The organism is Telluria mixta (assembly GCF_029223865.1).
GTDB lineage: Bacteria > Pseudomonadota > Gammaproteobacteria > Burkholderiales > Burkholderiaceae_D > Telluria > Telluria mixta.
The window spans coordinates 1384909-1408218 of the sequence record NZ_CP119520.1 but is presented as its reverse complement, the minus strand read 5'-3'; the positions used below and the strand labels follow the sequence as shown (position 1 = coordinate 1408218).

The 23310-nt window shown below is 63.2% G+C and carries 17 protein-coding genes; 9 read left to right on the top strand and 8 right to left on the bottom strand.

Translation table 11 applies throughout. The features are described from left to right. The first annotated feature begins 34 nt into the window (after positions 1 to 34). The 8 genes from P0M04_RS06170 to P0M04_RS06135 all read left to right on the top strand — a co-directional run bounded on the left by P0M04_RS06170 (position 35) and on the right by P0M04_RS06135 (position 6944). Complete coding sequence (locus P0M04_RS06170) at positions 35 to 289, top strand: hypothetical protein (protein ID WP_259448073.1); 255 nt, start codon at positions 35 to 37, stop codon at positions 287 to 289. A gap of 1665 nt (positions 290 to 1954) precedes the next feature. Then, positions 1955 to 2296, top strand: coding sequence for a hypothetical protein (locus tag P0M04_RS06165; protein ID WP_259448072.1), 342 nt, complete (start codon positions 1955 to 1957; stop codon positions 2294 to 2296). A gap of 93 nt (positions 2297 to 2389) precedes the next feature. Next, positions 2390 to 2791 carry a hypothetical protein gene (locus tag P0M04_RS06160; RefSeq protein WP_259448071.1) on the top strand — a complete coding sequence of 134 codons (402 nt, stop codon included), beginning with the start codon at positions 2390 to 2392 and terminating at the stop codon, positions 2789 to 2791. Positions 2792 to 3379: 588 nt separating this feature from the next. Further along, a complete protein-coding gene (locus P0M04_RS06155; RefSeq protein ID WP_259448070.1) occupies positions 3380 to 3664 on the top strand; it encodes a hypothetical protein in 285 nt (94 codons plus the stop codon). Between the two features lie 132 nt (positions 3665 to 3796). After that, complete coding sequence (locus P0M04_RS06150; protein WP_259448069.1) at positions 3797 to 4084, top strand: hypothetical protein; 288 nt, start codon at positions 3797 to 3799, stop codon at positions 4082 to 4084. A gap of 228 nt (positions 4085 to 4312) precedes the next feature. Further along, entirely contained in the window at positions 4313 to 4924 is a 612-nt protein-coding gene (locus P0M04_RS06145; RefSeq protein WP_259448068.1) for a cysteine hydrolase family protein, read from the top strand. 24 nt (positions 4925 to 4948) lie between these two features. After that, positions 4949 to 5482, top strand: a complete 534-nt coding sequence (locus tag P0M04_RS06140) for a nuclear transport factor 2 family protein (protein WP_259448067.1) — start codon at positions 4949 to 4951, stop codon at positions 5480 to 5482. Between the two features lie 13 nt (positions 5483 to 5495). Next, complete coding sequence (locus P0M04_RS06135; protein WP_259448066.1) at positions 5496 to 6944, top strand: FAD-binding oxidoreductase; 1449 nt, start codon at positions 5496 to 5498, stop codon at positions 6942 to 6944. Here P0M04_RS06135 and P0M04_RS06130 read toward each other — a convergent pair. From P0M04_RS06130 to P0M04_RS06115, 4 genes are all read right to left on the bottom strand, one after another. Continuing rightward, positions 6941 to 8074: a right-handed parallel beta-helix repeat-containing protein gene (locus tag P0M04_RS06130; RefSeq protein WP_259448065.1), complete on the bottom strand. Its 1134-nt coding sequence runs from the start codon at positions 8072 to 8074 to the stop codon at positions 6941 to 6943. The genes P0M04_RS06135 and P0M04_RS06130 overlap by 4 nt on opposite strands. Before the next feature lie 122 nt (positions 8075 to 8196). Beyond that, positions 8197 to 9798 carry a PAS domain-containing sensor histidine kinase gene (locus tag P0M04_RS06125; protein WP_259448064.1) on the bottom strand — a complete coding sequence of 534 codons (1602 nt, stop codon included), beginning with the start codon at positions 9796 to 9798 and terminating at the stop codon, positions 8197 to 8199. 98 nt (positions 9799 to 9896) lie between these two features. Continuing rightward, positions 9897 to 11372, bottom strand: coding sequence for an alanine/glycine:cation symporter family protein (locus P0M04_RS06120; protein ID WP_259448063.1), 1476 nt, complete (start codon positions 11370 to 11372; stop codon positions 9897 to 9899). A gap of 22 nt (positions 11373 to 11394) precedes the next feature. Continuing rightward, a complete protein-coding gene (locus tag P0M04_RS06115; protein ID WP_259448062.1) occupies positions 11395 to 12669 on the bottom strand; it encodes a putative Na+/H+ antiporter in 1275 nt (424 codons plus the stop codon). Positions 12670 to 12845: 176 nt separating this feature from the next. Here P0M04_RS06115 and P0M04_RS06110 point away from each other — a divergent pair, with 176 nt between their 5' ends. Beyond that, positions 12846 to 14759, top strand: coding sequence for a glycoside hydrolase family 2 protein (locus tag P0M04_RS06110; RefSeq protein ID WP_259448061.1), 1914 nt, complete (start codon positions 12846 to 12848; stop codon positions 14757 to 14759). Between the two features lie 13 nt (positions 14760 to 14772). Here P0M04_RS06110 and P0M04_RS06105 read toward each other — a convergent pair whose 3' ends face one another. The 4 genes from P0M04_RS06105 to P0M04_RS06090 form a co-directional block, all read right to left on the bottom strand. Next, positions 14773 to 19677, bottom strand: a complete 4905-nt coding sequence (locus P0M04_RS06105; RefSeq protein ID WP_259448060.1) for a Calx-beta domain-containing protein — start codon at positions 19675 to 19677, stop codon at positions 14773 to 14775. A gap of 327 nt (positions 19678 to 20004) precedes the next feature. Next, positions 20005 to 20775 (bottom strand): SDR family NAD(P)-dependent oxidoreductase, encoded by a 771-nt coding sequence (locus P0M04_RS06100; protein WP_259448059.1) that lies wholly within the window; start codon positions 20773 to 20775, stop codon positions 20005 to 20007. Positions 20776 to 20811: 36 nt separating this feature from the next. Beyond that, positions 20812 to 21960, bottom strand: a complete 1149-nt coding sequence (locus tag P0M04_RS06095; RefSeq protein ID WP_259448058.1) for an arabinose transporter — start codon at positions 21958 to 21960, stop codon at positions 20812 to 20814. 10 nt (positions 21961 to 21970) lie between these two features. Next, complete coding sequence (locus P0M04_RS06090; protein ID WP_259448057.1) at positions 21971 to 23278, bottom strand: amidohydrolase family protein; 1308 nt, start codon at positions 23276 to 23278, stop codon at positions 21971 to 21973. Positions 23279 to 23310 lie beyond the last annotated feature (32 nt).

Genomic DNA, 23310 nt, shown 5'->3' with positions numbered 1-23310 from the left:
GACAACCCGACCTCGGACTCATTGGAGTATTTGTATGGATCAAGTCCAAACTTTCCTCTGCGCGGCTGCGAATGTGGAAGTCCCGGCCTACCTCGTTCTTACCCAAAAGACTTACACCGTAACCGCACCCGGAAACGACGGTTGGTACGCCGAGAAAGACGGCTTGCGCTTTCAGGCCGAAAACTTGATAGAGCTGCTTGGTCTTGTCAGCATGTATGAGGCGCGTGGTCCCAACTGGGCAGCTGCAGACCAAGAGATTAACGACTTCTTGGCGAAATACGATCACTAAACTCCTGTGTCCGCTTCGGGTCGGTCTCTGTCGTACACTGGACGGCAACAGCCGGCCAGGAGTAGACATTGCCCTGATGTGAATTTCTCGAAGATGTCATTGGCGAACGCCATTTATGACTTATACAGACCAGCTTGAGCAAGAATGGATCAGGTCGTTGATTTGCGAAGCGGAGCGCGACCTTGTGTTCCTTTGCCATATCACTACAAGTAGCTTCGGTGGGCCGACATACGCAAAGGATGAGCTTCCCTTGGCGATCGGGCGAGTTTCAGGTTCGCTTATCAAGTCAGGATGTACGGTTGGCTTTGGAAATCCCGACGATAAAACATGGCAACCCGAGGCAGACTTAATTAACGCTGAAGACCCAGGTGCAGAGATTACAGCTAGGTGGCTTTCAGATCCAGAGCAAGTAGAGTTCCTTGTTTTCGCACGTCGACATGGCTGTTGAGATTGGACGAAGGCGAAGGTTTGCTTCGAGGTGGTTGCAGACGTTCGTGACACTTCACGAGATTTTTCGATGTAGCAAGGTGCTATGCTGTCCCGACAGTCTGCAACTGGCCAAAAGCGATCGTCCACTTATCCTGTTGCGAGCCTTATCATGAAACTGGTTAGCCGTCTCGTCAGCCCATACTTTCCGTTTTCGGGGCCACTATCCCGGTCAGAAAAGCGTCTATCTACAGGCTCCCATCGCGGTACATAGTCTGTCCGGTCAGCACGACAACGTCTGGTATCGGGATTACGGTTGAGCCCTACATCGTGTTACATGCGCCAATATCAGCTGTGGAACTAAGTAGGGCTATCAGTCAAGCACTGGAGAGATCGCATAATGGCGTCGCCCATCCTCTAAATTGGAAGGAATTAGCTGCCTCGAGATTGGCGGCTACGGTCGTCAAAAGCGAAGCGACATTTCAGAAGCAGACGTCACTAGTTTCCTTGATCTCTGACGGTAACACTGTGACCTTCACACCGCATCGAAACGGCAGCGCAACCGGAGACGACAAGGGTTTCCACCCAATTCATGAGTGTGGAGGTGCGGGTGAAACTGCCGGCTCAAGAAAATTTTGGCGAGACTGCCCTTTGGGTCTTTGAACGTTGTATTTAACTTGGACTACGAAGTCCACTCCATGTAGCTGCTGCCTGTCGTAACAGTCCGTGAACTTTGCAACCAAGCAAGCTGGTATGCTGGGTCCAACGGCCTAGATCGGCCAATAGCGGTCGTTCGAATCGCTGCCATATCTAGGTACCGTCATGAACCTTCGACCTTCAAACGTTCCGCTTCAACTACATCACCTGATTGCTCTCGCTGAAAAATACGGAATCGCTGATGACCGGGCACGGGAATGCCTCATCGACAACTGCTCGCAAGACGAGAGGCGCTCATTGAAGGAAGCTGTCGAAAGATGCGACGACGAGTTTGACTGTTGGCTTGCGGGACCAGAGGCGGAAGGCCCCGAATACACGAACGAGTACATCGCTTTTAGCGCGCTTCGAATGGCGGCCGAGTTCGCTTAGCCAGCTTTAGCTACGTCCGCTATGGGTCGGAATCTGCCTTACACGAAGCGGCCGCGAAGGGGAAAGAGCAGACTTGCGGTGATTTTGTTCAGCGAAAAATAGCTTGTGACCATCCGTGCATTTTTACTGTCTCGGATGCCGTAGACTGTTGATATGACACTACAAAGCCAACTACGCATCGCGAACGCTCTCATGGTCGTCGGCATTGTGCCGCTACTGCTGGGCATCGCGTGGATCTTTTCTGTCATTGCCTATGCGAAGGAGCATAAAGGGCAAATGGGAGGGTCAGATGCATTCCTGATGATTGGTGTGCTTTTTGTGACCTATGTACTTGCGTTGCTCGTGAGTGGTTCTAGCGCTCTGTGGTCGGCTCATCTGGAAAGGCGTAATACTGGAACACAAGCTCCTGCTTCCAAAGTTGTCCGACGCAGTGTCTATGTGATTTTGATTGCGCCGTTCCTCTGGTATCTATGGATTACTTTCTCTCTTTTATAATTTGACCATGGTTTTGCGATAGCTGTGAGACTTCTTCTATCGGCCAGGAGCGGTCGTTGGCGGTGTAGCGAAAACAATAAGGTGGTGAGCGAAATGAGCATGCTTGCGGTAGTGGGTCTTTTGATTCTGCTGTCGATACTCTGGCTAAGGTTCGGAACTAGCATTCCCAAGGGATATCAATTTCGAAAGTGCCAGGGTGCACAGTGGCGTAGAGCATTTCCACAAGCTACTAAGGAGGACATAAGAGAGTTCCTCTTGCTCTTCGTTGCCGCTTTTGCCTTTCGGGACAGTGAGAAATTAAAGTTCAGCCCTGACGATCGGATCTGGGAAATCTATCGCGACTTGTACCCCAACCGTTGGGTCGCGGACGCGTTGGAAATTGAGACATTGACCGATGACCTCAAAGCTAAACACGGAATCGCGCTCGGCGAAATTTGGACTGAAAAACTGACGTTAGGTGAGTTGTTTGCTCGCTTACAGAACGCACGCATCTAACTATCAGCCCTCGTCACGACCGTCCCCTACGGGTCGGCTACTGCCGTACAATGAACGGCCGAGTTCGGCCAAGAGCGGACATGGGCCGACCGTTTAAACATTGTTGATAGACCTACTCTGCGCATAAAAATGAAAATTCAAAGTTGGTCGCTTATAGCTGGCGCGGCCGCGTTTGGAATCTACGCAGTTGTTATGGCTGCAACGTCTGGCTTTGGGCTGCCGGCCGCCTTTTTTTCAGTCCTTATCGCTTTCGTTGCAGGATGCTTCCAAGCAGACGCAACCCGATTCTTTGCAGGCTTGACGCTGGCCTTGTGTTGCTGGACTGGCTTAGGTTTAGTTGTAGGGACAGCGTCTGAACGCTTATCGGCAATTGTTCTCGTGCCAGTCGTACTAACAATGGCGTTTGGACTTGGAGCGATAGCATTTTTCGCCGGATACCTGACGCGCCGGATCGCTAAGACGTTGAAGTCATAGCTCGAACGTCTGCAATGGGTCGGAAGCGGACGTCGTTGTAGGCCCGCATTCGGCCAACAGCGGACCTACGTGGAGCATGGATCAGTTTGTGAACTCAGCCATAACCGCATCGCTATGAACCCATCCTTGCACATTGCCGCTAACGGGCACCTGAATCTCGATTTCGGCGATTACGATTCCGTGGCATACCAGCAGGCATGCGCTAAACTCGAAAACGAACTCGGGTTTGCTAGACATGGCGGCATCGTCGCCGGACTCGATGAAGGAGTATGCCCGTCGTTCTTACGTGCCGAGCTTGAGATTTCCGCCGGTTGGGATAACTGGAGCGGTAGTTATCTGCTCGCGAATTCAGATGCAGGCGACGCGATACTGCGGCGTTTGTACGCCGAACTTCAGTAGGAATTGTGTGACCAAGCCACGTTCGTTAGAGCTTACTTGGGACGGCAGCCAACGTGTGTATTGGGTCGACAGCAGTCATACACTGAGCGGCAGCAACGGGCTAGGAGAAGACGTAGAAGAGCAAGGAAACCAATGATTTATCTCGACTGTTCAGGCGTGCATTTTGGGTCGCAGCTAGACGAGAAGCATCTGTTTGAATGGGCGCTGGAGATTCCTGGCGTTCTTCGGTGGGAACAAGATACCTTGGTGGTGAGAACGAACCTGTCGCAGCCGTCCCTCAGAGACCTGTTAGCTTTGTTCAGCCGCTATCAAATACCGATGGCTCAACTTGCTCAGTTCCGAACGACCAGGAACGAAGGCTGGTTTGCCGCACCACAGATGTACTGGCATACGCGCGTGTTCGGTAAGCCCAGCCGCTAACAGCATTGCTGCCCAAGGTCCGCCTTGGATCGGCTACCGCTATCTGTTACGCCCTTGTGCGTGTTCACTTTTGCAAACTGCTATGCTGATGACAGGCAGGCCCGGCCAGAAACGGACTTCGTCCAGGTTGTCCGCTTGAACCTCGGCTCTTGAAATAACGCTCATCGACAGAGAACGAAAGAGCCTCGCACCGCCGGGCAAAGACAGCACACTTTCAACGAGGCCTTTATGACGACATTCGAGAACCGCCCAAACACCGCCCTGCTCATCGTCGACGTGCAGCGGGACGTGGTCGCCCAGGCGCACGCCCGCGATGCGGTCGTCGCGAACATCAACCAGCTGGTCGCCAAGGCGCGCGCCGCGGGCGTTCCGGTGATCTGGGTTCAACATGCGGACGACGGCCTGGTGCGCGGCACGGAGGGCTGGGAGCTGGTGCCCGAGCTTCATCCCGCGCCGGACGATGCACGGATCGACAAGGCCTACGGCGACGCCTTCGAAGATACCGTACTGGCCGAGCACCTGGCGGGGCTGCGGGTGGGCAGATTGTTCGTGGCAGGTGCCGAGACCGATGCCTGCATCCGCTCGACGATCCATGGCGCCTTTACGCGCGGGTACGACGTCATCCTCGTCAGCGATGCCCACACGACAGGCGACAAGACCGAATGGGGCGCACCGGAACCCGCCAGCGCACACGAACCTGTACTGGAGCTACCACACTGGCCCCGGCCGCAGCGCGGGAATCGTGAAGACGGCCGACGTGGATTTCCAGGCGCCCAGCCGCTAGGCCGCCCGCCATTTCCGGTACTCGGCGTTAGCCGTTGGCGAAGGCACGCAATATAATTCGGAACGGCTGGAGCAGTCGGCATGCGTCCCCGGATCAATATTGGAGAATTGATGTTTGCACGCGGTTTAGTATCCACATCCATCGCCATGCTCGCCATGGCGTCCACCACCGCCATGGCCCAGCCGGCAGCCGACAGCGCCTGGGATGCCGGCGCACGCGCCGCGGACAAGGCGTATTGGGAAGCCTACAATCGCGCCGACCCGGACGCCATGAATGCCTGGCTCGCACAGGACGTCGAGTTTTATCACGATCGTGGCGGCAAGCTGATCGGCAAGAAGGCGCTGTCCGCGGTAAACGACGGCATGAAGAGCGCGCCGGTCAAATTGCGCCGTGAAGCCATACCGGGAACGATCCGCTTCTTCCCGATGCGCCATGGCGAGACGCTGTATGGCGCCATGGTGACCGGCGAGCATAAGTTCTATGCACGGCCGGCGGGTGCGCCGGAGACGCTTGCGGGCCACGCGAACTTTACGCACTTGATGCTCTTGCAAGGAAAGCAGTGGCGGATCTCGCGCATTTTCAGTTACGAGCACGTCGACGCGCCCGCCAAGTAAAAGGAGTCATGGAATGAACGACCGCACGGCCCAGGGCCTGCCGGCCCCCTTGCTGGCCGAACTGCAAGCCCGCTTCGGCGCCCGTTTCTCGACCGCCGCCGCGGTCCGCGACCAGCACGGCCGCGACGAGTCCGCGTTCGTGGACGTGAATCCTCCGGACGCCGTGGTGTTCGCCGAGGACGTCGAAGATGTCCAGGCGCTGCTCGCCCTGGCCAACAAGCACGCGGTCCCCGTGATCCCGTTCGGCGCGGGGTCGTCGCTGGAAGGTCATCTGCTGGCGGTACGGGGCGGCATCAGCCTGGACGTGAGCCGCATGAACCGTGTGCTTGCCATCGACACGGCAGACATGACGGCGACGGTGCAGCCGGGTGTGACGAGGATGCAGCTGAACCAGGCGCTCAAGGGCACCGGATTGTTCTTCCCCGTGGATCCGGGCGCGGATGCGTCGATCGGCGGCATGTGCGCCACGCGTGCCAGCGGCACCAATGCCGTGCGCTACGGCACGATGCGCGAGAACGTGCTCGCGCTGCAGGTCGTCACGGCCGCCGGCGAGATCGTGCATACCGGGACGCGTGCGCGCAAGAGCAGTGCGGGCTACGACCTGACCCGGCTGATGGTGGGCAGCGAAGGCACGCTCGGCGTGTTCACCGAGATCGTCGTGCGCCTGCACCCGCTGCCGGAAGCGCAGTCGGCGGCCGTGTGTTCGTTCCCGGGTATCGCCGAAGCTGTCGGTGCCGCGATCGACGTGGTCCAATCCGGCATCCCGATCGCGCGCATGGAACTGCTCGACGCGCATGCCGTGCGGATGGTGAACCGGTACAGCAAGCTGGATCTGCGCGAAGGACCGATGCTGCTGATGGAATTCCACGGCACACCGGCCTCCGTGCGCGAACAGGCGGAATCGGTCGAGGCCTTGACTGCGGAACACGGCGGCGCGGCGTTCGCCTGGGCGACCGACGCCGAAGCGCGGTCGCGTCTCTGGACAGCGCGCCATCACGCCTATTTCGCGGCCATCGCCTCGATCCCCGGCTGCCGCGCGATCAGCACCGACACCTGCGTGCCGATCAGCCGCCTGGCGGAATGCCTGCTCGAGTCGGTGCGCGAAGCGGACGAGATGGGTATGCCGTACTACCTGGTCGGGCATGTCGGCGACGGCAATTTCCATTTCGGCTACCTGATCGATCCGCACCAGCCGGAGCAACGCGAACGCGCGGAATTGCTCAACGCCCGGCTGGTGGCCCGTGCGATCCGCCTCGATGGCACGTGCTCGGGCGAGCACGGCATCGGCATGCACAAGATGGATTTCCTGGTGCAGGAAGCCGGGCTGCCCGCGGTGGAACTGATGCGGGCCATCAAGCGGGTATTCGATCCGCAGGACATCCTCAACCCCGGCAAGGTGCTGTGGGGCGCGGACGCACAGGGCGCGTTGCGGCGCAGCTGGGCGCCCGACCTGCCGGCTTAGAACTCGTAGGCGCCGATATCGATCGCCGCGCCGCGGGGGCGGGCCACCAGCATCAGGTCGACGCGCGGTGCCGAGGTCGACGTACCGCGGTCGATCGCCGGCGAGCTGCTCGACAGGCGATAGTTGCCGGTGCCGTTGGCCTGGTAGGCCACGAACAGCGGGTCCGACGAAATGGTGCCGCTGACGCTGCCCGCCACGCGCATGCTGGTGCCGCTTTTTGCCACCAGGTTGTTCACATAGCGGTTGTTACCGGCCATCTTGCCCAGTTCGACGATGCCGTAGGTCGTGTTGTCATACACGACATTGTTGGCAACGTAGTTGTTGGCTGAACCCGTGGTCGTGCCGGCATCGCCCTGGCCCAACAGGATACCGTCCTTGGTGTGGAAGACCGTGTTGTTGACGATCGTCGACGCGGTCGCGCCGTGCCACTGCTGGATGCCGGCCATGGCAACACCCGAGACGAGGTTGTTGGTGACGACATTGTTCGCGTTCGCGATGTAGATGCCTTGCACCGTGTTGCATCGGCCGATCATCGAGGCACCGATGTTGCGCACCACGTTGCGGTCGATGACGACACCGCCGACCGGGCCGTAGGTATCGATGGCGGCGCCGCCGCTGCCGTTGCAACCGCCGCTGATGGTCAGGTCATGGACGAAGTTGTTGGTCATCGTGAGGTTTGCGCCGGCGGCCAGGATGCCGTGACGGCCCGATCCGGAGATGTCGAAACCATCGATATCGACATAGCTGCCGCGCGAGTCCCACGTGATGCCGGTGCCCGACACGATGATTTTCGCGCCCCATTTCACGTCCGAGACGAATTTGATGCGGGCGGTTGCGGTACCGCTCTTGCTCGTTTTGATGCCGGCGTTATCCAGCGAGGGCGCGGAGACCCGGTACGTGCCTGCGGCGACGTGGATGATGGTACCGGCGCTTGCGAGAGCATCGGCACGCGCGATCGTCTTCACCGGCGCGGCTTGCGTGCCCGGGTTCGAGTCGGAACCGGTCGTGGAGACATACAAGTCTTTGGCGACGGCGGAAGCCATCGGGGCCGCTGCGAGCAGCACGACGGCGCCGCAGGACAGGAGAACGTTTGCACGGATGTTCGAAGCGAAAGTAGCAGATTTTTTCATCAGGAGTGGCTTGGCTCAAGCGAGTGAATGAGTAGCTTTGAGCCAGGGAAACTTCCTAAGTTCACTTTTTTAAGCGAAAAATTTCTGCGGCGTATCAATCCTTCAAGAAAGGAGGGCGGCCGTCATGCCGTCCGTGGCAATGCCACCCTGAACACGGTCCCCTTGCCGAGTTCGCTTTTTACGTCGATCGTGCCCTGATGCCCCTGCACGATCCCGTACACGATCGACAGACCAAGCCCGGTCCCTTTGCCAACGGGCTTGGTGGTAAAGAAGGGTTCGAAAATATGATCGAGATGCGCGGGCGCGATCCCGCTGCCGTTGTCCTCGATCTCGACCCAGACGACCTTGTCGTCGTAGCCGGTGCGGACCACGATGGTGCCCTTGCCCTCGATCGCATGCGCCGCATTGATGAGCAGGTTCAGGAACACCTGGTTGATCTGCGAAGGCAGGCAATACAGCCCGGGGACGCCGGCATATTCCTTGACGACGTCCGCCTTGTACTTGATTTCGTTCCAGGCCACGTTCAGGGTGCTGTTCAATCCCTGTTCGAGGTCGGCCATTTCCTTTTCCGTGCCGCCGGGCCGGGAAAAATCCTTCAGGTTCTGCACGATGTGTTTGACACGCTGCAGACCTTCCCGGGATTCGACGAACAGGGCGTCGAGGTCCTGGCGGATATCGTCCAGGCCGATGTCCTGCTTCATGAAGGCGACCGGTGCGCGGGCATCGCCCGGCAATAAGCCTTCGACGCCTTCGAATGCGCTGATGAGCTTCAGGATATCTTTTGCGTCGCGTTCGAGCGCGCCGAAGTTCGAACTGATGAACGCGAGCGGATTGTTGATCTCGTGGGCGACACCGGCGGCCAGCAGGCCGATCGACGCCATCTTTTCGGACTGCAGCAACTGGCCCTGCATGTCGCTCAGCTTGCGGATCAGGATTTGCTGGTGTTCCTTTTCGGCCTCCAGCCGGGCATTGGCCACTTCCAGCGCCTGGGTGCGCTCGCGCAGGTGCTCTTCCATGAGCTTGCGCTGCGTGACGTCGTAGCCGATGCCGACGATGCCGTTCACCGCGCCGTCTTCGCCGCGCAGCAGCACCTTGGTCGTGACGGTCCAGCCCAATTCGCCTGTGTCCTGGTCCTCGACCAGTTCCTCGTAATCGAACAGCGACCGGCCCGAGTCCATGACCTGCTTTTCGTCGGCGAAGTATTTGGCCGCCAGCTCGGCCGGGAAGAAATCGTAGTCGGTCTTGCCGATCAGTTGCGGGGGCGTCTCGACGCCGGCCAGCCGGGCCATGCGGTTATTCCCGAACAGGAAGCGGCTGTCGCGGTCCTTGGCGTAGATCCGGAATGGGATGTTGTCGACGAGGGTGTGCAGCAGCGTTTGTTCGAATGCCAGCCCCGCCGACTGTTCCCGCAGGGCCGTATTCATCAGCGCGATTGACGCCGACGTGGCAAGGATGTCGAGCAGGGCGGCGTCGCTCGTCTGCGCATGTTCCAGCACGACCATGCCGTCGCCGACGGCGAAACTCGTCGTGTCTCCGATACAGGCGGTCTCGCCCGCGGCCACCCAGTATCCACGCTCGGCGCCGCACAGCGACACCGCAATGGCCACCGTTTCCTGCCGCAGCGTCTCCACACTGGCGGTTGCGGCGAGACGACGTAATCCTTGCGCCAGCGCGTCGAGTGCCGGCGCTTCGGATTTGCTCTCGGAGAAATTTAGTTTCGACATGGTAATTTATTCTTGCAGGTTCCTCCCCGTAATTACAAATGGTTTCGACGCAATGGGACAAATAGCCACACTCGTCCGTCAAATCGATGACGATCTGTTCACACCTCGGCCGTGACCGCGTCGGCGTCTTGCTGGCGCCGGCCGGCGGCCCGTTTGACCCAGTAATCGGCACGCTCGATGCCCAGCGCGGCGGGATCGAACTCGGGCTCCTTGCCGGCCGCGCGCTGCGCTTCGTAGTCGCGCAGGCATTTGAAGGCGACGTTACGCAGCAGCAGGATCGCGGCGATGTTCAGCCAGGCCATCAGGCCGACGCCCAGGTCGCCCAGCGCCCAGGCCACGTCGGCCGTCTTCACCGAGCCGTACACGGTCGCGCCGATCATGCAGACCTTGAGCACGAGCGTCATCCACGGACGGTGCACCGTGCGGTTGATATAGGCGATGTTGGTTTCGGCGATGTAGTAATAGGCAACGATCGTCGTGAAGGCGAAGAACAGCAGGGCGAGCGCGACGAACAGCGAGCCGAAGCCCGGCATGACGTTTTCCAGCGCGGTCTGCACGTAGCCCGGGCCCGAGGCGACGCCGTGGACGCCCGTGTGGATCGCGGTGCCGTCCGGCCCTTCGACGTTGTACTGGCCGGTGATCAGCAGCATGAAGGCCGTCGCCGAGCACACGAACAGCGTGTCGATGTAGACCGAGAAGCCTTGCACGAGGCCCTGCTTGGCCGGATGGCTGACTTCCGCGGCGGACGACGCGTGCGGTCCGGTGCCCTGGCCCGCTTCGTTCGAATACACGCCGCGCTTGACGCCCCATTGGATCGCCATGCCGACGATGGCGCCGAAGCCGGCGTCCAGGCCGAAGGCCGAGCTGAAGATCAACGTGAGCACGCCCGGCAGCGCCTGCCAGTTCAGGAAGATGATGACGCAGGCGACGATGATGTACGCGAGGGCCATGAACGGCACGACGATTTCGGCGAAGTGGGCGATGCGCTTGACGCCGCCGAAGATGATGAAGCCGAGCGCGATGGCGAGCAGCGCGGCGGTGACGTTGGCGTCGATGCCGGTGGCGTTGCGCAGGCCTTCCGCGATCGAATTCGCCTGCACGCCCGGCAGCAGCACGCCGGTGGCGAAGATGGTGACGACGGCGAAGATCCAGGCATACCACTTCATGCCCAGGCCCTTCTCGATGTAGAACGCGGGGCCGCCGCGGAACTCGCGGTGGATCTGCTCCTTGTAGACCTGGCCGAGCGTGGACTCGACGAACGCCGAGCTGGCGCCCAGGAAGGCCACGGCCCACATCCAGAATACGGCACCCGGACCGCCGAACGTGATGGCCGTGGCGACGCCCGCGATGTTGCCGGTGCCGACGCGGCCGGCCAGCGTCATGGCCAGCGCCTGGAACGACGACACGCCTTCGGCCGAGCTTTTCCCTTCCATCATGAGGCGCACCATCTCGCGTAGATGGCGCAGCTGCAGGAAGCGCGAGCGCACCGAAAAATACAGGCCGGCGCCCAGGCACAGGGCGATCAGGGCCGGGCTCCACACGATGCCGTTGATGGCGTTCACCAGGTCGTTCATTGCTTGCGTCTCCAGTAGGGGATCAGAGGAAGTGCAGGGCCGCCACCGCGATCAGCGTGGGCGGTGTTGCGGCGGCGAGCAGCCCGAGGGGACTGATCGCACGGTCGGGAAAGCTGTCTCGCAAAATCGCGGCGCCGGCCGGATTGGGCGCATTGGCGATCAGGGTCAGGCCACCGCCCGCGACCGCGCCGCCGACGAGGGCGGTCTTGTACGCGAGGCTGAGGCCGGGCACCTGGGCGCCGAGGTAGGTGAGGGCGGCATTGTCGGTGATGGCCGTGAGCGCGGTGGTCCCGAAGAACACGGCGTCGGCGCTCATGCTCGTCAACAGCGGCGCAAGCCACCAGGCCTGCAGGCCGCCCAGCACGACGAGGCCGGCCAGGAAGAAGGCGACGAGCAGCGCCTCGCGCAGGATCAGGTTGTCCTGGTAGCGCTGGTAGGCGGCCGTGAAGCCGAGGAAGAACAGGAAGATGCCCATGAAGACTTGCGGATGATGGGCGAAGACGACGATCAGCACGAGGAACAGCAGGTGCATCGCGATGACCGGCAGCGGCACGGGATCGGCCGCGGTATCCGGGGTGTCGCCCAGCGCGACGAACTGGCGCCGGAACACGACGAGCAGCAGGATCGTGTTGGCCGCCACGGCCAGCGCGGATTTCCAGCCGAAGGTGGCAAGCATGAAGCCGAGGTCCCAGCCCCACGTGGACGCGACCATCAGCACGGGCGGCGCGGCGAACGGCGTCAGGGTGCCGCCGATGGAGACGTTGACGAACAGGACGCCGAGGATGGCGTACTTCAGGCGCGGGGCCGTGTCGTGTGCTCCCGTATTGCGGGCGAACACGCTGTCGCGCAGCAGCAGCGCGGCCAGGGTCATCGCGGCCGGTTCGGTGATGAAGGCGCCCAGCAGCGGCACGAGCGACAGCACGACGAAGCACAGGGCCATCGTCCGCGGCAGCGGCAGCAGGCGCGCGCCGGTGCGCACGAGCAGGTGGGCGAAGGCCAGGATCGGCCGGCTCCCCGCGACGACCATGATCGCGAACACGAACATCGGCTCCGTAAAATTGCGCGACTCGAGATAGGCCACGGACTCATGGCGGCCGGCGCTGCCGAACATGAACAGCATGAGCACCATCGCCCAGAACCCGAACACGACTTCCACTTCGCCGAGCAGGTGCCAGATGCCGGCATGGCGCGGGTGCGTGTGCGCGAGGCGCTCGAAATACTTGACGGAGAAGGTGTGGAGGACGGCCACGCCGAACAGCGCGGCACCGATGATTTGCAGGGTCGTGGGTGTAAGCATGGGGTCGTAACAAGACCGCGTGGCGGCCCGACCAGCGCTATCACCTGCCGCGCCGACATGGCGCGAACACCCCTTATCGCACGAGTATAACGTACGGGCGGCGTACGCTCCATTGTAAAGATTGCACCGGTACTGTGACAGCGCTACCATTCCCTGAATAACAATCAGGAGACGCCATGACATACCCGTTTGCCCGGCTGACGGCCGTGCTGCATTTCGCTGTATTGACACTGGTGGCGTGCACCGCGCATGCCGCCGACCCTGTGGATGTCCAGCTGGCCGGCCAGCCATCGAAAGCGTCCCACGCCAGCAGCCTGATGGCGCCGACCCAGAACATCTACGCCCGCAGCCACGTAAGCCTGGACGGCCGCTGGAGCTACATCATCGATCCGTACGAGAACGGCTACTACGACTACCGCCACATGCCGTTCGACCAGTCGGACAGCGGCAAGGGCGGCTTCTACGACGACCGCAAGCCGAAGGACAAGACGGAGTGGGTCGAGTACGACTTCGACCACGCACCCACGATGAAGGTGCCGGGCGACTGGAACTCGCAGGCGGAAAAGCTGCAGCTGTACGAGGGCACTGTGTGGCTGCGCCAGACGTTCCAGGCCGATCCGAAGCCGGGCAAGCATTACGCGCTGTACTTCGGCGCCGTCAACTACGAGGCGCACGTCTACCTGAACGGTAAAAAACTCGGCATGCACAAGGGCGGCTTCACGCCGTTCCAGTTCGACGTGACGGACAAGCTGGCGAAAGGCCGCAACGTCGTCGTTGTCAAGGCCGACAACACGCGCCACCAGGACGAGATCCCGACCGTGAACACGGACTGGTGGAACTACGGCGGCATCACGCGCGACGTGCTGCTGGCCGAGCTCCCCGCCACCTGGATCGCCGACTACAAGGTGCAGCTGGCGAAGGGCGACGCCCGCCGCATCGAAGGTTTCATTCAAATGGCGGGCGAAGCGAAGGCGCAGCAGGTGACCGTCAGCATCCCCGAAGCGGGCATCAAGACCACCGTGCGCACGGATGCGAACGGCCGCGCGGCGCTGAACTTCCCCGTCAACAAACTGACGTACTGGTCGCCCGAACAGCCCAAGCTGTACACGGTGGAACTCAGTGGCGGCGGCGACAAGGTGGTCGACCGCATCGGCTTCCGCACGATCGAGACGCGCGGCCGGGACATCCTCTTGAATGGCAAGTCCGTGTTCCTGCGCGGGATCTCGATGCATGAAGAGAACCCGCTGATCCCGGGCCGTCCGCGCGGTGCGGGCGACATGCGCATGCTGCTGCAGTGGGCCAAGGAGATGAACTGCAACTACGTGCGGCTCGCGCACTACCCGCACAGCGAAGAGATGATCCGCCTGGCCGACGAGATGGGCCTGATGGTGTGGGCGGAAGTGCCCGTGTACTGGACGATCTCGTGGACGAATCCCGACACCTACGCCAACGCGAACGCGCAGCTGACGGACCTCGTCACGCGCGACAAGAACCGCGCCAGCGTCGTCGTCTGGTCGGTGGGGAACGAGACGCCGATCGGCGGCCCGCGCAACACCTTTATGAGCAATCTCGCCAGGACCGCGCGGTCGCTGGACGATACGCGCCTCGTGGCGGCCGCGCTGGAAATCCACCGCAAGGGCAGCGACATCACGGTGGAGGACCCTCTCGCGGACTACCTCGACCTCGCCAGCTTCAACGAATACGCCGGCTGGTACTGGGCCAGCAACGCGGAGATGCTGAATTACCGCTTCGACGTCCGCTACAACAAGCCGGTCGTGGTGACGGAATTCGGCGCCGAGGCGCTGGGCGGTTACCACGCCGACGCCGACACGCGCTGGAGCGAGGAATACCAGGACACCTTGTATCGCAACCAGTTCAAGATGCTGTCCGCGATCCCGGGCCTGCGCGGGATGACGCCGTGGGTGCTCGTCGACTTTCGCTCGCCGCGCCGCCAGCACCCGTACTACCAGGACTTCTGGAACCGCAAGGGCCTGGTCACGGACGCCGGCAAGAAGAAGCTCGCGTTCTGGACCATGAAGCAGTTCTACGACGACGTGCAGCGGCGCTACGACACGCCGGCCACACGCTGACGGCCGGCGCCGGTTAAAGCACGATGTCGGCCGCGCCGAGCGTGGTCACGCCCGTCAACTGGATCGCGAATTCGGCGTCGGCGTCGGCATCGACATTCCCGTACAGTACGCCGTTGGCGAATTTCAGCTGCCCCGCCTTGGTGAAGGCGGCCGTGGCGGCAATGATTTCCGTGAACGCGTCGTTGGCCGTGGTCGCGGTATTCGCGTCGAGCGTGGACAGGTCGATCTTGTCCTGCCCGGCCGTGAAGTCGCCGATCACATCCCACGTGGCGCTCGTCGTGCCCATTTCGGACAGCGCGTTGAAATCGAAGACGTCCTTGCCGGCGTCTCCCTTCAACGTATCCTTGCCCGCGCCGCCAATCAGGATGTCGTCCCCGGCACCGCCGGACAAACTGTCGGCACCGGCACCGCCATCCAGGACGTTGTTGCCGGCGTTGCCCGTGAGCGTGTTGGCCAGCTCGTTACCCGTGCCATTGATTGTCGCGGAACCGTTCAGGTAGAGTTTTTCCTGGTAGCTGCCCAGGGTGCGGCTCACCGTGGCGATCACGACATCCACGCCGCCACGCGTGGCGTCGCTGGATTCCACGATGACGTCGCCGGCATTGTCGACATAATAGGTGTCGTTGCCGAGGCCACCGGACAAGGTGTCGGCACCGGCACCCCCGTCGAGCACGTTGGCGCCGCTGTTGCCCGTCAGTTTGTCGTTGTAGCGGGAGCCCGAGACGTTTTCGATATTCGAGACCCGGTCGGCGCCGGAGATGCCGCTGGCGACGGACTCGCCGGAGGCGTTCGTCAGCGACAGGTCGAGCGTCACGCCCGTGGTGCCGGTCGTCGTGGCATAGGCATACGAGAGGGTATCCGTGCCGGCGCCGCCATTGATGACGTTCGCCCCGGCACCCGCGTAGATGATGTTGTTCAGGGCATTGCCCGTGCCGTTGATCGCGGCGGACGAATCGAGACGCAGGTTTTCGACGTTGTCGGGCAGGACGTACGATACCGTGCTGACCGCAAGATCGGTGCCGCCGCCGACCGCCTCGAGGATGACGTCGGCGGTATTGCCGATCTGGTAGGTGTCGTTGCCCATGCCATAGTGCAGGACCCTGCCTTGCGCCGGATCGTCGTCGAGGATCGTCGCCACGGCCTGGTTATCCGCCAGCACGGCATTGACCGGCGACGACAGGTTCAGCGCGAAGCTCTCCAGCGTTTCGGTGCTGCTGTCGTTGACCAGGGTGATGCGCACGGTCTGCGTGGTCACGCCCGGCGCGAACGACAGCGTGCCGCTGCTGAAGGCATAGTCCGAATAGCCCGTGGTGAGACCGTCGGCCCGGTAGTTGACGCTGACCTGCGCGCTGCCCGGCGCGTCCAGCACGACGACGAAGTCCGCATAATCGTCGCCTTCGCTGACCTTGATGTCCGCCACGCTGATGGATGGCTTGGCGCTGGCCACCTGGTCGTTGTGGCCGATCAGGGCGGTACCGGTGCCGTCGCCGATCCGCACCATGCCGGCGCCGCTGCCGGACAGGGCACTCAGGTTCAGGTGGAAGACTTCGTCCGATTCGAGCAGGGCGTCGTCCGCGATGTTGACGGACACGTGCTGCACCACCTGGCCTGCGACGAAGGTGACGGTACCGCTGGCCGCCGTGTAGTCGGTGCCCGCCGTCGCGCTGCCGTTGGCCGTGGCATAGGCCACCGTGACATTGTTCGACACGGCCTTGTCCAGCACGATGTCGAAGGTCGCGAGGCCGGCCTTTTCGTCGACGACGACGTCGCGAACGGACACGCTGGCCTTGCTGACGGTATCTGCGAACGCGTCGTTGTCGACGATCGTCGCCACGGCCTGGTTATCGGCCAGCACGGCGTTGACGGGCGAGGACAGGTTCAGTGCGAAGCTCTCCGTCATCTCGGCGCTGGTATCGTTGATCAACGCCACGCGCACGGTCTGCGTCGTCACGCCCGGCGCGAACGACAGCGTGCCGCTGGCGAATTCGTAATCCGAATAGCCCGTGGTGAGACCGTCGAGGCGGTAGTTGACGCTGACTTGCGTCGTGCCCGGCGCGTTCAGTTCGACCGTGAACTCGGCGTAGTCGTCGCCTTCGCCGACGGTGATGTCCGACACGCTGATCGAAGGCGTCGCGACGGCCGCCTGGTCGTTGTGGCCGATCAGGGCGGTGCCGGTGCCGTCGCCGATCTGTGCCATGGTCGCGCCGCTGCCGGTGACGGCGCCCAGGTTCAGCTGGAAGACTTCGTCCGATTCGAGCGTGGCATCGTCCGCGATGTTGACGGTCACGTGCTGCACCGTCTGGCCTGCGACGAAGCTGACGGTGCCGCTGGCCGCCGTGTAGTCGGTGCCCGCTGCCGCGCTGCCGTTGGCTGTCGAGTAGGCCACCGTGAAGTTGTTCGAGACGGCCTTGTCCAGCACGATGTCGAAAGTCGCGAGGCCGGCTTTCTCGTCGATGACGACGTCGTGCACGGACACGCTGGCCTTGCTGCCGGTGTCCGCGAACGTGTCGTTGTCGATGATCGTCGCCACGGCCTGGTTATCGGCCAGCACGGCATTGACCGGCGACGACAGGTTCAGGGCGAAGCTTTTCGGCGTTTCGGCGCTGGTGTCGTTGACCAGCGCGACACGCACGGTCTGCGTGGTCACGCCTGGCGCGAACGACAGCGTGCCGTTCACGAAGCTGTAATCCGAGTAGCCCGTGGTGAGGCCGTCGATGCGGTAGTTGACGCTGACCTGCGTCGTGCCCGGCGCGTTCAGCGCGACCACGAATTCCGCGTAGCCGTCCGCTTCGCTGACGGTGATGTTCGAGGTGGTGATGGATGGCTTGGCGATGGCCGTCTGGTCGTTGTGGCCGATCAGGGCGGTACCGGTGCCGTCCCCGACCTGGACCATGCTTGCGGCGTTGCCCGTGATGGCCCCCAGGTTCAGCTGGAAGACTTCGTCCGATTCTGGCGTGGCATCGTCCGCGATGTTGACGGTCACGTGCTGCACCACCTGGCCTGCGACGAAGCTGACCGTGCCGCTGGCCGCCGTGTAGTCGGTGCCCGCTGCCGCGCTGCCGTTGGCCGTGGCATAGGCCACCGTGAAGTTGTTCGACACGGCCTTGTCCAGCACGATGTCGAAGGTCGCGAGGCCGGCCTTTTCGTCGACGACGACGTCGCGAACGGACACGCTGGCCTTGCTGCCCGTGTCTGCGAACGTGTCGTTGTCGACGATCGTCGCCACGGCCTGGTTATCGGCCAGCACCGCGTTGACGGGCGAGGACAGGTTCAGCGCGAAGCTTTTCAGCGTCTCGGCGCCCGTGTCTTCGGGCAGGGCGATGCGCACGGTCTGCGTGGTCACGCCCGGCGCGAACGACAGCGTGCCGCTGGAGAAATCGTAATCCGAATAGCCCGCGGTAAGGCCGTCGACGCGGTAGTTGACGGTGACCTGCGTCGTGCCCGGCGCGTTCAGCTCGACCGTGAACTCCGCATAGCCGTCCCCTTCGCCGACCGTGATGTCTGTCACGCTGATCGAAGGCGTCGCGCTGGCCACCTGGTCGTTGTGGCCGATCAGGGCGGTACCAGTGCCGTCGCCGATCTGCACCATGGTGGCGCCGCTGCCGGTGACGGCACCCAGGTTCAGGTGGAACAGCTCGTCCTGTTCGGCCGCCGTGTCGTCCGCGATGGCGATGGCTACGTGCTGCACGGTCTGGCCTGCGACGAAGCTGACGGTACCGCTGGCCGCCGTGTAGTCGGTGCCCGCCGTCGCGCTGCCGTTGGCCGTCGAGTAGGCCACCGTGAAGTTGCTTGTCACAGCCTTGTCCAGCACGATGTCGAAGGTCGCGAGGCCAGCTTTCTCGTCGATGACGACGTCGCGTACGGACACGCTGGCCTTGCTGCCGGTGTCCGCGAGCGTGTCGTTGTCGACGATTGTCGCCACGGCCTGGTTATCGGCCAGCACGGCATTGACCGGAGACGAGAGGTTCAGCGCGAAGCTTTCCAGCGTTTCGGCGCCGATGTCGCTGGACAGCGCGACACGCACGGTCTGGGTGGTCACGCCCGGTGCGAACGACAGCGTGCCGCTCACGTAGCCGTAATCCGAATAGCCCGTGGTGAGATCGTCGACGCGGTAGTTGACGCTGACCGGCGTCGTGCCCGGGGCATCCAGCTTCACCACGAACTCGACGTAGTTGTCCGCTTCGCCGACCATGATGTCCGAGGCGCTGATGGACGGTTTGGCGAGGGCCGCCTGGTCGCTGCGGCCGATCAGGGCGGATCCCATGCCGTCGCCGAGCTGCACCACGCCGGCGGCGTTGCCCGCGATGGCGCCCAGGTTCAGGTGGAAGACTTCGTTCGGTTCGATCGCGGCATCGTCCGCGATATTGACGGTCACGTGCTTGACCGTCTGGCCGGCGGCGAAGGTGACGGTGCCGCTGGCAGTCGTGTAATCGGCACCGGCCGTTGCGTTGCCGTCGGCGGTACTGTAGCCCACCGTGAAACTGCTCGATGCGGCCTTGTCGAGCACGATGTCGAAGGTCGCGCTGCCGGCTTTTTCATCGACCACCACGTCGAGTACGGAAATGTTGGCCTTGCTGGTCGTACTCGCCGCCGTATCGTTGTCGATGATAGTGGCGATGGCCTGGTTATCGCCAAGGACGGCATTGACCGGCGAGGACAGGTTCAGGGCAAGGCTTTCCGGTGTTTCGACGTTGACGTCATTGGCCAATGCGACGCGCAGGGTTTGCGTGGTCACGCCCGGCGCGAATGACAGGGTACCGCTGGAATAAGTGTAATCCGAATATCCTGCGGTAATGCCGTCGATACGATAGTTCACGCTGACCTGCAAGGTACTCGGCGCATTCAGTTTGACCACGAAATCCGCATAGCCATCCGCTTCGCTGACCGTGATGTCACGGCTGGTGATAAACATCGCCATTAATTTTTCCTGTCCTGTTTTATTTAATGAATGAACAACCCCAATAAATGGATGTTAACACGGTGAAATTGTGCCCGTTACCCTCTCGCAAGCGAGGGTGCGGTGGGAATTCATATTTATCCCGGAGAGGGAAAGCTTTTATTTCCGGATATTTGTGCCACATTCTCACTGATTATTCCAATTTACCTGTCAATTCGATAATCGGGACGTGTTTGTCGCTCCAAATGGAATGGGAAACGCGTTTTTAAAAGCGAATAAATCACCAAAATTCACAAGAATGTGAACGATTCAAAATTTGTAACGATGCAACACTGTTTTGAATAGCGGTCAGTCCGGCAGGACAATGCCCGAACACGCTACGCAGATCGCGATGAGCCGGTCCTGCAGCGCCGCATCCTGCACCTGCGGGTTCGGCCTCATCGGCTTCAGGTGGTAGAAGTAGCGGCCCGTCACCCGTGCCGCCGGATCGTCGCTCACCGCGAGCCACGCTTGCGTGCGGTGCGCCTGGTCCATGTCGTCCGGCGCGCCCGGGCCGCCCATGCGCGTGGGCACCCAACCGGGTTCGAGCGCGTTGGACAGCACACCAGGCCAGCGGCGCGCGATGGCGAAGGCCAGCATCGCGTCGTGCAGCTTGCTCTCCGCGTACGCGTTCGATCCGTTCCAGCGGCGTTTCTGCCACAGGATGTCGTCCAGGTGGGCGTCTGCGTGGTGATGCATGCCGGAGCTCAGGTAGACGAGCCGTGCCGGCTTGTCGATCAGCGCCGTCAGCACGTAGGCCGACAGCGTGTTGACGGCGAAGACGTGCGGCAGGCCGTCCGCCGTCAGGTGGTGGTCTTCGCGGTAGCCGACGGCGGCGTTGTGGATGACGGCGTCGACCTGCCCGAGGTCGTTGACGCGCGCCGCGACGGTGCGCATGCCGGCGACCGTCTCGAGGTCGCCTTCGACGACCGCTTCGGCCTGTGGTAATGCTGCACGCGCCTGCGCGGCGCGCGCGCCATCGCGGGCGTGCAGGACGACGCGGTGGCCTTGCGCGGCCAGCAGTTCGCCGGCCATCAGGCCGAGGCCCGTGGACGAGCCGGAAATGAAGATGCGTGCCATGTGTTTCTCCTTTCGAATATCGAGTGTAGGTCGTGCTCACGCGAGGCGTCGCACGAGGACGGCGCCGGCCAGCGCGCAGGCGGCGCCGAGCAGGTAGACGGCCCCATAGCCGAAGCGGCCCGCCACGATGCCGGCGGCCGGGCCGGCGAGGCCGTAGGCAATGTCGAGGAACGCGACGAACGCGCCCATCGCGCTGCCGCGGTTGGCCGGCGGCACGCGCTTCAGCGCTTCCACGCCGAGGGCCGGGAACACGAGCGCGCAGCCCAGGCCCGTGACGAGTGCGCCCGCCAATGCCGCCGCTTCGGTCGGCGCCTGCCACAGCATGACCTGGCCGACGGCTTCGACGGCGAGCGACCACAGGGCCACGCGGTAGCCGCCCACGCGGTCCGGCAGGTGGCCGAGGACGAGGCGCACGGCGATGAAGCCGGTGCCAAACGCGGTCATCACGAGCCCCGCGTGCCCCCAGCCGCGCAGCGCGAAGTACAGCGAGGCGAATGCCGTCAGGCCCGCGATGCCGGCACCGGACAGCATCAGGCCCGCGCCCTCGCGCCAGATCTGGCCCAGCACGCGGTGGAACGGCAGCCGAGGCCCGGCCGCCATTGCGTACGGCCGCGCACCGAGTGCGATGGCGCCACCCAGCAGCGGAGACAGCACGCAGGCGAGCATCGTGGCGCCCGCACCGGAGCGCGTGAACAGTGCCATGCCGGCCGGTGCGCCAACGGCCAGCGCGGCGAAGATGGCGATCCCCGTCCACGACATCGACATGCCGGCGCACTGCGGCCCGACCGATGCGATCGACCACGCCACGCAGCCCGTGACGAACTGGCTTTCGCCGAACCCCGCGGCCAGGCGGCCCGCGACGAGGATCGCCAGGCTGGCGCCGGCAGACAGCCCGGGCAAGGTCGCGACCAGGTACAGCAGCCCGCCGAGCGCCCACCATAGCGCGCCCTGCAGCGCGGCGCGGCGGCCGCCGTGCACGTCGGCGACGCGGCCGGCGTAACCCCGCGTGACCACGGTCGCGAGAAACTGGATGCCGATGGCCAGCCCGACGACGGCGCTGCCGAAGCCGAGACTGTCGTGGATGAACAAGGGCACGACAGGCAGCGGCAGGCCGACGGCCAGGCAGCCGCAGAACAGCGCGGCGATGACGGCCGGCACCGGGCGGTCGCGGTATGACGATGACATCGACAACGTCTCAGAGGCCGACATGCATGCCTCCCGCGGCCAGCAGGTAGTCGCGCGACGCCGTGACGTCGGCGGCGAGGCGGTCCAGGTCGACGCCGGGCAGGGTACCGTTCCGCTTGCGCAGCCGGCCCGCGACCATCACCATGTCCACGTCCGACCGCTCGACGGCCTGCACGATGGTGCCGATGGCATGCGTCAGCGGGAACACGGCGGCGCCGTTCGTGCGCACCATGATGATGTTGGCCTGCTTGCCCGGCGCGAGCGTGCCGATCGTGCGTTCCAGGCCGGCGGTGCGGGCGCCGTTGACCGTCGCCGCTTCCAGCACGGCGCGCACGGTGATCGGGGCCGGCACGTCCTGCTCGCCCCGGGAACGGCGGTTGCGCATGGCGGCGCGCTGCTGGTGGAACAGGGCGTGCATCTCGCCGAACATGTCGCTGCCGAAGGCGGTGTCGAGGTCGATGCCGAGCGCCGGAGACAGGCCGTGGTCGACGGCGCGCTGGTACGCGAAGCTGTCGTCGTCGAAGCCGAACAGCGCGTCCGAGCGCGGGTTGACGGTGACGTTGGCGCCGGCGTCCGCGAGCCGACGCCACGTCGTCTCCGGCAGCCGCGTGCAGTGGTTGAAGATGTTGTGCGGGCCGAGGATGCCGGGTTCGGAAAACTCGGGGCCGAGCGTGGCGAGGTCGCCGATGAATTCCGTCAGGATGCGCATGTCGAGGCGGCGCGCCGCCTGCCACCATGCGAGATTGAACTGGCCGAACAGGCCCACGCGTACGAGGCTGTCATCTGCGTTCCAGGTGCGCGCGAGGCGTTCCAGGTCGCCCGGCAGGTGCGCGCTCGATGCGCCCTTGTCCATCGCCGGGCCGACCATGTGCAGCGCGCGGATGCCGCTTGCGGCGAGCGCGTCGAGGGCGGCGTCCGTGTGGTCCGGGCTGCGCGAACTGTGGCAGGCGTCGACGATCGTCGTGATGCCCGCGTCGAGCGACGCGATGGCCGTCAGGTGCGTGGACAGATACATGTCGCGCGGACGGTAGTGCTTGCCCAGCGTCTCGGCGACGACGCCGATGTAGGCGAACAGGTCGTCCACGTCGGGCATCAGCCGGCGCAGGGCGCCCAGCCACGCGTGGTGGTGCGCGTCGACGAGGCCGGGCAGCACGATGCAGCCGGTGGCGTCGATGATCTCGGCGTCCCCGGCCGGCAGCGAGGGCGCGATGGCGGCGATGCGGTCGCCTTCGACGAGCACGTCGCCGGTCGCGAGGTCGGGGACGGCGGCGTCCATCGTCACGATGGTGCCGTTCTTGAAGAGGATGGGGCGGGTCATGTCGGTCTCCCTGGTTGGGCCGCGACCGGGAT